13 protein-coding genes are annotated in these 11,131 nt (G+C 59.5%); 10 read left to right on the top strand and 3 right to left on the bottom strand.

Translation table 11 applies throughout. From position 1 onward, the window contains the following. A partial coding sequence (locus ABF824_RS13600) for an isopentenyl transferase family protein (RefSeq protein WP_415489547.1) occupies positions 1 to 153 on the bottom strand: 153 nt, incomplete at its 3' end. A gap of 50 nt (positions 154 to 203) precedes the next feature. Between ABF824_RS13600 and serB the strand changes: the two genes are divergently transcribed. The 7 genes from serB (at position 204) to ABF824_RS13565 (ending at position 8,552) form a co-directional block, all read left to right on the top strand. Beyond that, complete coding sequence (serB, locus tag ABF824_RS13595; RefSeq protein ID WP_415489546.1) at positions 204 to 1,100, top strand: phosphoserine phosphatase SerB; 897 nt, start codon at positions 204 to 206, stop codon at positions 1,098 to 1,100. Between the two features lie 130 nt (positions 1,101 to 1,230). After that, positions 1,231 to 2,478: a cation:proton antiporter gene (locus ABF824_RS13590; RefSeq protein WP_415489545.1), complete on the top strand. Its 1,248-nt coding sequence runs from the start codon at positions 1,231 to 1,233 to the stop codon at positions 2,476 to 2,478. A gap of 32 nt (positions 2,479 to 2,510) precedes the next feature. After that, a complete protein-coding gene (locus tag ABF824_RS13585; RefSeq protein ID WP_415489544.1) occupies positions 2,511 to 2,975 on the top strand; it encodes a DUF1348 family protein in 465 nt (154 codons plus the stop codon). 69 nt (positions 2,976 to 3,044) lie between these two features. Next, positions 3,045 to 4,178 carry a metallophosphoesterase family protein gene (locus tag ABF824_RS13580; RefSeq protein ID WP_415489543.1) on the top strand — a complete coding sequence of 378 codons (1,134 nt, stop codon included), beginning with the start codon at positions 3,045 to 3,047 and terminating at the stop codon, positions 4,176 to 4,178. Next, positions 4,175 to 6,874, top strand: a complete 2,700-nt coding sequence (locus ABF824_RS13575; RefSeq protein WP_415489542.1) for an AAA family ATPase — start codon at positions 4,175 to 4,177, stop codon at positions 6,872 to 6,874. Before ABF824_RS13580 ends, ABF824_RS13575 begins: the two co-directional genes overlap by 4 nt. A 132-nt stretch (positions 6,875 to 7,006) precedes the next feature. Then, positions 7,007 to 7,939: a ribose-phosphate pyrophosphokinase gene (locus ABF824_RS13570; RefSeq protein ID WP_415489541.1), complete on the top strand. Its 933-nt coding sequence runs from the start codon at positions 7,007 to 7,009 to the stop codon at positions 7,937 to 7,939. Between the two features lie 22 nt (positions 7,940 to 7,961). Next, positions 7,962 to 8,552 carry a histidine phosphatase family protein gene (locus ABF824_RS13565; RefSeq protein ID WP_415489540.1) on the top strand — a complete coding sequence of 197 codons (591 nt, stop codon included), beginning with the start codon at positions 7,962 to 7,964 and terminating at the stop codon, positions 8,550 to 8,552. A 7-nt stretch (positions 8,553 to 8,559) separates the two neighbouring features. Here the strand turns inward: ABF824_RS13565 and ABF824_RS13560 are convergent, their stop codons facing one another. Further along, the gene (locus tag ABF824_RS13560; protein ID WP_415489539.1) at positions 8,560 to 8,799 is read right to left on the bottom strand and encodes a hypothetical protein; all 240 of its coding nucleotides are present in this window, start codon (positions 8,797 to 8,799) and stop codon (positions 8,560 to 8,562) included. 184 nt (positions 8,800 to 8,983) lie between these two features. Here ABF824_RS13560 and ABF824_RS13555 point away from each other — a divergent pair, with 184 nt between their 5' ends. Both ABF824_RS13555 and ABF824_RS13550 read left to right on the top strand, forming a co-directional pair. Continuing rightward, positions 8,984 to 9,394 (top strand): CHRD domain-containing protein, encoded by a 411-nt coding sequence (locus ABF824_RS13555; protein ID WP_415489538.1) that lies wholly within the window; start codon positions 8,984 to 8,986, stop codon positions 9,392 to 9,394. Positions 9,395 to 9,491: 97 nt separating this feature from the next. Next, the gene (locus ABF824_RS13550; RefSeq protein ID WP_415489537.1) at positions 9,492 to 10,493 is read left to right on the top strand and encodes an MDR family oxidoreductase; all 1,002 of its coding nucleotides are present in this window, start codon (positions 9,492 to 9,494) and stop codon (positions 10,491 to 10,493) included. 90 nt (positions 10,494 to 10,583) lie between these two features. Here the strand turns inward: ABF824_RS13550 and ABF824_RS13545 are convergent, their stop codons facing one another. After that, complete coding sequence (locus ABF824_RS13545) at positions 10,584 to 10,808, bottom strand: hypothetical protein (RefSeq protein ID WP_415489536.1); 225 nt, start codon at positions 10,806 to 10,808, stop codon at positions 10,584 to 10,586. Positions 10,809 to 10,897: 89 nt separating this feature from the next. Here ABF824_RS13545 and ABF824_RS13540 point away from each other — a divergent pair, with 89 nt between their 5' ends. Then, positions 10,898 to 11,086, top strand: coding sequence for a hypothetical protein (locus ABF824_RS13540; RefSeq protein ID WP_415489535.1), 189 nt, complete (start codon positions 10,898 to 10,900; stop codon positions 11,084 to 11,086). Positions 11,087 to 11,131: the final 45 nt, after the last annotated feature.

The following is an 11,131-nucleotide window of genomic DNA, read 5'->3' as shown; positions in this document are numbered from 1 at the left end:
GAGAATGTGCAGTTCGTGATAGACCTGCATGGAATCGGCATTGATGACGGTGCCGTTCAGATGTTCGCCCACGGCCAGCGCGAGGGCGGATTTTCCGGAGCATGTGGGGCCTGCCACAATCAGCGCTGCACGTCTGCTGTCCGTTTTGTTCATCATCTCGTCGCTTGCCTCCTGCCGCCAACCCTGTCACACGCAGCATCATCATGAGCGCCATCCTGACACTCGTCGCGAACCGCGAAGCCACGACCCTCACGTCCCACGATATCGAACTGGCCAGCACGCTGGCCGCTGGTGGTGAGGCTATTCCTCTTTCTCCGGGTGAGGCCGTCGATATAGCCTGTGGCCCCCTCACGCCAGCGCAGATCGACGCCATCCGCTTCGGGCTCGGCGATCGTCCGGTCGATGTGCTGTATGGGCCTGCGGCGGGACGCCGGAAAAAGATTCTGGTCGCAGACATGGACAGCACGACCGTCGCCAACGAGACGCTGGATGATGTCGCGGCCCACGCGGAACGGCTCCGTCCGGGTATCGGTGAAGAGGTTGCCGCCGTGACCCGCCGTTCGATGAATGGCGAGATCGACTTCCAGACCTCGCTGCGCAATCGCGTCGCATTGTTGAAGGGTCTGCCCGCTTCCCTGCTGGAAGAGGCATGGAAGGATGTGAAGATCAACGCTGGTGCGCAGACGCTGGTGCGGACCATGAACGCTCATGGCGCCGTAACCGCGCTCGTTTCTGGTGGCTTCACGTGGTTCACCAGTCGTGTCGGTGAGTTGTGCGGTTTTGTGGAAAATCATGCCAATATTCTGAATCTGTCCGGTGACACGCTTACGGGCACCGTCAGGGAGCCCATCCTTGGACCGGACGCCAAATTGCAGCATCTGATCCGCATTGCCTTAACGTCGGGTGCGCCTCTCAGCAGTGCGCTGACCATTGGCGATGGTGCAAATGACCTGCCCATGCTGCGTGCCGCCGGGCTCGGCATGGCGTTTCATGCCAAGCCGGTCGTGCGGAAGGAAATCGTCAACCGCATCGAGCATGGAACCCTGCGAGCCGCCCTGTTCGCGCAGGGCTATCGGGCCGAGGAATTTGTGGAGGCATAAGGCCGTCGAATCCGTCCTTTCATGCCTTGTGGCGCATGGATGAAACACTCATTGTAACGAAGCATGGCGGCGGCTCGTCTGCCGTCTGAAAATACTTGACACTGAGGAGGTTGTACCGCGACGCGGAAGCATGGATACCATCACGCTCGTCGCTGTGCTTCTTACGTTGTCTGCGTCTTTCAGCATCCTGAACGCATGGCTGTTCAGGTTGCCAATGACCATTGGCGTTCTGGTCATTTCCCTCATCGTGTGCCTCGTGATTCTGGTGCTCAATCCGTTTATCCCCGGATATGATCTGCTTCAGTTGCCGCAGAAGATGCTGGGAGCGGTCAACCTGCCGGAAGCCCTGCTGAACGGCGCTCTGTGCGTGCTGCTCTTCGCCGGGGCGTTGGGGGTGGATCTACGGCAGTTCTGGTCGAAACTTCCGTCCATTGCCACGCTGTCCGTTCTTGGGACGGTGCTGGCTGTGATTCTTCTGGCTGGCGCCGTGTGGCTGGTGTTCCCGTTTCTGGGAGCGCGTATTCCGTTTTCGTGGTGTGTCCTGTTGGGCTCGATCCTTGCGCCGACCGATCCGGTTTCGGTGGTCGGGATGCTGAAACGGGCGGGGCTGCCTGCGCCACTTCGGGCGATCTTCGCCGGTGAAAGTCTGCTCAATGACGGTGTGAGCATTGTCATCTTCGGCGTGGCGTTCGGCCTTGCGACCGGGCAGGTCGAAAGCGTGACGACGCTGGACATGGTCATACGTTTTGTCCGCGAGGCAGCCGGCGGCGTGGCGTTGGGAATTGCCCTTGGCTGGCTGGCGCTTGGCGTGCTGCGCGGAATCCGTGATCCGCACATCAATCTTCTCGTGTCACTCGCCTTGGCGACCGGAACCTACAGTCTGGCGATGCATCTTCATGTTTCCGGTCCTGTGGCCGTCGTTATCGCGGGCCTGTGCCTCGGCACGAAATACGGGCAATCGATTTTTGACGATGAGAGCCGCAAGGAACTTGATCTCGCATGGAGCCTGCTGGACGAGGTGCTGAACGTTATCCTGTTCCTGCTGATCGGGTTCGAGATTCTCGATGTGCCGCCGCATATTTTCTCGTTCTCAGCCATGCTGGTCGTCATTCCGCTGACCATTGCGATACGGGCGCTGAGCGTATTTCTGGCGATGGCTCCCCTTTACCGTCGTCATGAAGAGCGCCGGAAAATGCTGGCCATTCTGACATGGGGCGGTCTGCGGGGCGGGATTTCCATCGCGCTGGCTCTGGCGTTGCCCCCCAGTGACCTGCGCAATCTTCTGTTGCCGATCTGCTATGGCGTGGTGGTGTTCACCATCATCGTGCAGGGATTGACGATGGAAAAAGTGGTGCGTCGGCTTTACCCGGGCAAATAGGACGGCCTTCTTGCCCTGATCTGGAGATATTCATGTCCCGTCCACCATACCCGCCTTTTGACGCAGAAACGGCCGTGCTGAAGACACGGCTGGCGGAAGATGCGTGGAACAGCCAGCAGCCGGAAAAGGTCGCGTTGGCTTACACGCCTGACAGTGTATGGCGTAATCGCGACACGTTCCTTCAGGGACGGGAGGCGATTGTCGCTTTCCTGTGTGAGAAGTGGACGCGCGAGCAGGATTATCGTCTGATCAAGGAAGTCTGGGCGTTTCGTGACAACCGCATAGCCGTGCGCTTCGCTTACGAATGGCATGATGAGCGCGGTCAGTGGTTCCGTTCATATGGCAATGAAAACTGGGAGTTTGATGCGGAAGGCCTCATGTGCCGTCGTCTGGCTTCCATCAACGATCTTCCCATCAACGCTTCCCATCGCCTGTTTCATTGGCCACCGGGGCGTCGTCCCGACGATCATCCCGGTCTGTCTGAGTTGGGGCTATAAACGGCAGCCGGTGTGCCTGCTTCGTTCTCTCTGCTATGACGGAATGCATCCGGCAGGAGAGATGACAGCATGCGTTTTGTGCACAGTTCCGACTGGCAGATCGGCAAGACCTTCAACTTTGCCCCAGATGACAGGCTTCACATCCTGCAGCAGGCACGGATCGACGTCATCAGCCGGCTCGGAGAACTGGCGCGGCAACAGGGCGCGAGCGATGTGCTCGTGGCGGGCGATATTTACGATTATGAAAGCCCGACGGACCGCACGCTGCGTCAGCCATTGCAAAGGATGCGGGAATTTCCCGATCTGCGCTGGCATCTGATTCCCGGCAATCATGATTTTCATCAGCCGAATGGCGTGTGGGAACGTGTGAAACGGCTGACATTGCCGGAGACTGTCTACCTGCATCTTTCGCCGGAGCCGGTGGCGTTGACACCGGATCAGCAGGTCTGGCTGCTTCCTTCCGTCCTGATGCGTCGTCATACGACCAGTGATCCCACAGCGTGGATGGATGAGGCCGCAACGCCGGAAGGAGCAATGCGGATCGGGCTGGCGCATGGCTCGGTGCGCGAGTTCGGAGGCGATGGAGACCAGCCGAACCTGATTGCGATCGACCGTCCGGCTCGCGCTGGATTGGCCTATCTGGCGCTGGGCGACTGGCATGGTTTCAACCGTATTGGCGATCGCTGTGCTTATTCCGGCACGCCGGAGTCTGACGGTTTCGCCAAGGGAGGCGACGGCGGTGGTTCCGCGCTGGTCGTGTCCATCGACGGTCCGAATGCGGTCCCGACCATTGTGCCTCACAGGGTCGGTCATTTCTCATGGCACACGATGCAGGACACGGTGATGTCGTTCGACGATATCGATGCGCTTGAAAACCGCCTGCGTTCGCTGGATGTGCAGAAGCTGAGTTCGGTGCTGGTGTCGCTGGCGGTCGATGGGCATCTCACGCTTGAAGACATGACGGCCTTTGAGGAACGAATTCTTGGCGATGTGGGCGATGGTCTCTGCCTGCTTCGCATGGAGCGGATGCCCGAACTGGTCACGTCCGACGCCGATCTCGCAACATTCGGCGAGGCGGGTGTTGTCAGCCGTGCCGCCGCCCGTCTGCAGGAAATGAGCGCAACGGGTGGTCCGCAACAGCAGCACGCCCGCGCCGCACTACAACGGCTGGCCGTTCTCTGGCAGAAGGAGAAGCGCGCATGAGCAACGATGGTCTTGTCTTTACGGCTCTGGAAGTCGAGCGGTTCAGACGGTTCAGCGGGATATGCCGTCTCGATGGTCTGGGGCCGGGCCTCAATCTTCTGGCCGCGCCGAACGAGTCTGGCAAATCGACGATGCTGGCGGCGTTACGGGCGCTGTTTCTCTACAAGTTCAGTTCCAAGACGCAGGCCATCAAGGATCTGGCGCCCTATGATGGGGGTTCTCCACGCATCCGCGCTGATTTCACGCTGGGTGGCGCCCAGTACAGCATGGAAAAGCAGTTTCTCGGTCGTAACTATGCGCGTCTGTCTGAAGATGGGCGTGTGCTGGAAAACGATGACGCCGAAGCCCGCGTCCAGTCGCTTCTCGGTCTTGATGCGGTCAAGCGCGGCGAAGCGGACGGGCTGTTAGGGACGCTCTGGGTCGAACAGGGCAGCAGTTTTGCGCAACCTGATCTGTGCGACACGGCACGACAAAGCGTGCAGTCCTGTCTGGCGGTGGATCTCGACGAAATCACCGGCGGCGCGGATGCGGGCCGTATTCTCAAGCGTGTGCAGGACGATCTCGGCGAGCTGCTCAATGGCCACGGCAAGCCGAAGGGGAACTACGCGCTCGCTTTGGAAGGAGAGCAGGAAGCCTCGCGCAGGCTGGATGTTCTGGAGACCCGTCGTCGCACGCTGGAGCAGGATCTGGCGGATCTGGACATGAGCCGCAGGCTGCTTGAACGCGAGAACGATCCCGAGCGCCAGAAAGCGGAACAGGAAGAACTCGATCAGGCCAAGGCGAAGAAGGAACGCCTCCTGCGGTTCGCAATGCAGAAGGCACAGGCGCAGGCTGCCGTGCATGAAGCTGATCGTGAACTGCACCGTTATCGTGGCGAACAGATGCGCCGGACCGAGCGGCGCGCACGCCTCGCCATAGTGCGGAAAGCGTGCCTGACAGCAGAAGAGGAATGCCGTCAGGCGGAAGTGCGGCTGCGGGAAGCGGACGACGTGTTGGCGCGTCATCACGCTCATCTCGCTAAATCCGAGCAGGCGCGCGCGGTTTCCATGGAAGCCGTGACAAAGGCGGAACGGCACGTCGAACGGTTGCGTCTGTCAGAGGAAAGGGCTGCGGCCCAGAGTCGACTTTCCCGCCTCGAAGTCCTGTACCGGGAGGCTGAGGAGAGCCGGGCGATTCTGGCGGCCTGCAAGGTCGATGAGAAGCGACTGAAGGGGATCGAGGCGGCGGAACAGGCGCTGCACAAGGCTACGACGGCGCTGGATGCACAGGCGACAGGGCTGGATATTGTGCTTGAGCCGGGTGTTGCGGGGCGGGTCCGCCTGAACGGCCAGCCTGCCAGCGATGGTCATCTTGCGCTGATCGATCCTACTGAACTGCATATTGAAGGCATTGGCACGTTCCGTATCCTGCCAGCCATCCGTGATCGAGGGGCGATGCAGGAGGCCGTGGCGCGCGCGCGTCAGACGTTCCAGAAAGCTTTGGCGGATGTCGGCTGTGCCGATCTGAGTGCTGTTCATGCGGAAATGGCGCGGCGGCGACAGGCGGAGCAGGATGGACGCGTTGCCGAGGAACGGCTGAAGGCCGCTCTGGTAGGATTGCCAGCGGAAGCGGCAGCGTCGCCGGAGCGTGCGACCTCCCATTTGCGGCAGTGTATTGCGAACTGCGATGCGGCCTTGGCGCAGTTCACGACAGATGCGGAGGCGGTGTCTCCAGCCACAATGGACGATGCGCGGGTTTGTTTGGCGGAAGCGAAGAGAGCGTGTCAGGCGGTCGAACAGGATGTTGCGCGGGCACGGGATGCGCTGCGGGAGCCGACAGCCGACCAGACTCTTGCGCGAGAGCTTCTGACCGTCAGCACGGAGAAAGCTCGCCATCACAAGCAGGAATGCGAGCGGTTGCAGGCGGAGGAGGACGCCGAGCAGGCGCGCCTGCCTGATGCGGCGCTCGAGGAACAGTTGCGGAAGGTACAGACCACTCTTGATCAGGCGGAGCGGGCGAAGGAACGGCTGAACGCGGACAGGCCGGAAGAGTCGGAATCGCTTGTGGAAGCAGCGATCGGCCGGCTGGAGGAGCAGGTCAGAGGACGGCAGGAAAAGCTTGTCCGGCTACGCGAGGATTTTGTGCGCAGGCAGACTGCGGTGCGGGCTGCTGAAGGCGAGGGGCTGGACGAAGCGATCGCCGCGTGCCAGCGCGACATCGACCGTCATTGCACGGAACGCGAGGCATGCGAACGAAACATAGAGGTATTGCGTCTCCTGCGGGACACACTGAAGGAAGCGGAGCGTGAAACGACGGAACGTTACCTCGCGCCGCTGACCCGTGTGGTCCAGCCTGCCATCGAAATGCTGTTTCCCCGTTCGAGTGCGCGGGTGAATACGGACTTTTCCGTCAGTGGTCTCGTGCGCGGGCGTACGGAGGAGGATGTGCAGCGCCTTTCGGACGGCACGCGCGAGCAGATCGCCGTGCTGGTGCGCCTTGGTTTTGCTGATCTTCTGCGGGCGCAGGGCCGTCCGGCCATGCTGGTGCTGGACGATGCATTATGCTTCTCGGATGCGGGCCGGATGACCACGCTGTTCGACATTCTGACGGACGCCGCGCAACGATTGCAGATCATTGTGATGACCTGTCGCGCCGAACAGTTCGCAGACCTGCCGGCGCACTCGCTGCGACTCGAATCCATGCTCGCGCATGTGTGATCAGAACACACTCTGCGGCGAAACGACCTGATTTCGTCCCGCCCTCAGATGACAGACCGGCAACGCGTTGCTAGAAGGCCCGCAACGCCCGGGTCCGGGTTGTGTGGGGCAGTTTCACGGGAAAGTCGGCTGATGAAGATCGTCGCTTGTAACAGCAACCTACCGCTCGCCGAGGCCGTGGCCGCCGAGCTGAACATGTCACTTTGCAACGTCTCTGTGCGTCGCTTTGCTGACATGGAAATCTTTGTCGAGATTTTCGAGAACGTGCGTGGTGAGGACGTGTTCGTCGTCCAGAGCACCTGCACACCAACCAATGATAATCTGATGGAACTGCTGATCATGCTCGACGCCCTGCGTCGTGGATCGGCACGCCGCATCACGGCCGTCATGCCTTATTTCGGTTATGCCCGTCAGGATCGTAAGTCCGGTCCCCGCACGCCGATCAGCGCGAAACTGGTGGCCAATCTTCTGGTCGAGGCCGGTGCTGACCGCGTGCTGACGCTGGATCTGCACGCGATGCAGATTCAGGGCTTCTTCGACGTTCCGGTGGACAACCTTTATGCCGCGCCGCTCTTCGTGCGCGACATCAAGGAACGCTACGGCGACCGCGATCTGATGATCGTCTCGCCGGATGTTGGTGGCGTGGTGCGTGCGCGTCAGCTCGCACAGCGTCTCAACACCGATCTGGCCATTATCGACAAGCGCCGCGAGCGTGCTGGCGTGTCCGAGGTGATGAATGTCATCGGTGATGTGAAAGGACGTCACTGTCTGCTCGTGGACGACATCGTCGATAGCGGTGGCTCGCTCTGCAACGCGGCGGAGGCCATTCTCGCCAACGGCGCGGCTTCGGTCGGCGCTTATGTGACGCACGGTGTCCTGACCGGAAAAGCCGTCGAGCGTATTACCAACTCGCGCATCGAGATGCTGACGCTGACCGACAGTATTCCGGCGACCGATGCGGTGAAAGCGGCGCACAATATCCGTCAGATCACCATTTCGGGTCTTCTGGCACGCGCCATGCGTGCGGTCTCCGACGAAAGCTCGGTGTCCTCGCTGTTCGACTGATCAGACCAAAGGCTGGCCTTCCGTGATTACTCCGAAACGCTACTGGTATCTCCGTCATGGCGAGACGGACTGGAACAAGCAGGGGCTCTCGCAGGGGCGCACTGACATCCCTCTGAACCAGACCGGGTTGGAACAGGCGCGGAAAGCGGGACAGATTCTCGCTCAGCAGGCCGAAGGGCCGCTGAAGATCACACGCATCGTCTCGTCACCTCTGGCGCGTGCGCTGCGTACAGCGGAAATCGCTGCTGAAGCCCTGCACGCGCAGTACGGTGTCCGTCCTGTTCTGACGATGGATATCGGGCTGGAAGAAGTCTGCTTCGGTGAGCAGGAAGGTCGTCCAATGGGCGAATGGTATGACGACTGGATCGAGGGTTTTTATACCCCACCGGGTGCGGAACCATTCGCGTTTCTGCGTGATCGTGCCGTTGCAGCCGTCAACCGTGCGCTGGTTGGCGATGAAGCGGTGCTGATCGTCGCGCATGGCGCACTCTTTCGTGCGCTGCGTTCGGCCATGCGTCTGCCTGCCAATGTCCGGCTGCCGAACGCTACGCCGATGGTGGTGGAGCCGCCGGAAGCCGAAGGCACGCCATGGAGTCTCCGGCAGGTTAGCTGACGGGTGGTCAGCCGAAGAGATTGACTGCGGAAGAAGAGGACTTCTTCCCGCTTTTTTCCGTGCTGTCGCTGGTGATCACATTGCCGGTCGCGTCGAGACCAATCGACACATCGCTGCCGTGCCCACGTTTTGCGGTGGCGTTGATCGTGGTGTCGGCAACCTTGGTCGGTGCAGCGGAAGTGCGGGCGCGATGCTGGATGGCGAGCAGATCGTAGCTGGTGCCACTCAGGCTTGCTGAACTGGTCATGGGGTTCTCCCTTGAAGAAACACCCTCCACTGTGCGCCGCAACCGTTAGCGCACGGTAAATTTACAGTGTTCTCCCAACAACATCATTGTTGCCGCGTTGCTTTCTGTATTGTCATCGCGCGTCCTCAGGACGAGGGCGCGAAACAGGGAGCATTCTCATATGTTTTTCAGAAAAACAGTTCCCATGGCCCTAATGGCTGCGTCGTTCATGGCGGCTTCGACGCCATTCGCCGTCGCGGGCGGCCACCATGAAATGTTCATGGGGCATATTACAGGCGAGCATAGCGCGAACTCACATCCGGACGGAGAGGTGCATGCTTCTCTCAATCCGCAGACCAATGAACTGTCTTACAGCATCCGCTGGAGCGGTCTGACTGGACCGGTCGATGCTGCCCATTTCCATGGCCCGGCGGCTCCCGATCAGGATGCAGGCGTGCTCGCGCCGATCGACGGTCCTTACACCAGCCCACTGAAAGGCAAGGTGAAACTTGCCAGCGAGCAGGTGCAGGCGCTTGAGGCCGGACAGGTCTACGTCAATCTGCACACCAAGGCCTACCCGAATGGTGAGGCGCGCGCGCAGCTCGTCAAGCAGTAATGGACCTACGCCTCGTTCTACGGACCCGAGGGAATGCGGGATGAGGCTTTTCCCCCTGATCATGAAGTGACCGGTCGCTGATAAAGCAGGAAAAACGATGTTCAACGCGGTGATGATTGAAAAAACCGATGCCGGTAGTGACGTCTCGCTGCGTCAGATCACGGAAGATCAGCTGCCGGACGGCGATGTGTTGGTGAGGGTGGAATGGTCGACCCTTAATTACAAAGATGCCCTTGCTATCACGGGAAAAGGTCCGATCGTCAAAATCTGGCCGATGATTCCGGGTATTGATTTTGCCGGAACGGTCGTGGAATCGCGTTCTGCTGATTTTCGTCCGGGTGACAAGGTGCTTCTGAATGGCTGGGGGGTGGGAGAAAAGCACTGGGGCGGTCTGGCCCAATTGGCGCGGGTGAATGCCGCATGGCTGCTTCCATTGCCTTCAGGCTTTACTGCACGTCAGGTCATGATTCTCGGGACGGCAGGTTACACGGCCATACTGTGTGTGATGGCGCTGGAACGGGCGGGTGTGCTTCCCATCGGCAAGCAAGTGGATGGGCCGGTTCTGGTGACGGGTGCATCCGGAGGTGTGGGCAGCCTTGCCGTGATGCTGTTGTCTACGCTGGGTCATGAAGTAGTAGCGGTGACAGGCCGTTCGTCTGAGCAGGCCTATCTTGAAAGTCTGGGTGCCAGTCGGGTCATCAGCCGTGCGCCTTTCGAAAAGAAAAGCCGTCCTCTCGAAAAAGCTGAATGGGCCGCCGCCATCGATGTGGTGGGAGGGCAGGTGCTGGCTTCTGTCTGTGCGGCTATCCGTTATCGGGGAGCCGTTGCGGCCTGTGGTCTTGCGGGTGGCATGGATCTGCCACTGACAGTTGCGCCGTTCATTCTGCGCGGTGTGAGTCTGTTGGGCGTGGATAGCGCCATGTGCCCTAAAGAGGAGCGTGTGGAAGCGTGGAACCGTCTTGCGCAACTGATTGATGTGACGCGACTGGAAAGTGTAGTCAGCGAGTATCCCCTGTCAGAGGCGATAGATGCTGCACACGCCTTGATGGACGGCAAGGCGCATGGCCGGATTCTGATCCGGGTAGATGGCGAAGATTAAAAGAGGGGCATCACACTGGAACCGGCTTCCGTGATTTTATAAAGGACGGAAGACGGCCAGTGATTGAATGAAAGTGCCGTATGATCGGGATTATGACTGCCATAAGGCGGAAGCATGCGGGGTTGCTTGATCCTGCCCGCTTCGAAACTGGCGCATGACTTCCCGAAGAAAATCATCTCGCTCCGAAAGGATGCGGTCATGGAGGGGGCGCACGCTATCATGGGCGGCATAAAAGCGTTGAGGCCGATGCTCTGCATCAAGGATGATGGTGCCGACGAATGTTCCGTCGACTTCGATGGTCTGGGAATTATACATGATCAACCTGCTTTCCTGAGATGTATCAGGTAATCGGCAGGAGGCCTGCCGACATATTAAGGGAAGATGGTGCTTCCGGATGAAGCGCCGTGACTGACCCGACAGCGGGTCTTGCTACACATTCGTGCGGTCAGCATGGGGCGTTACTCAATTTCCTGTTTGAAGCGTTCCTCATGAACGCCGTCGTATTGACGCATGAGGGAGTGTTGATGTCAACAAACAACGATATTGATATGCATTATAAAATGAAATGGATCGCTTTTTATCGATTTATTTAAATTATATGTAATTATATCAATGAATTAAAATTCACTATATTTAAT

Source organism: Acetobacter sp. (assembly GCF_047721705.1).
GTDB lineage: Bacteria > Pseudomonadota > Alphaproteobacteria > Acetobacterales > Acetobacteraceae > Acetobacter.
The sequence above is the reverse complement of the archived record's forward strand: the minus strand, read 5'-3'. Positions and strand labels throughout refer to the sequence as shown.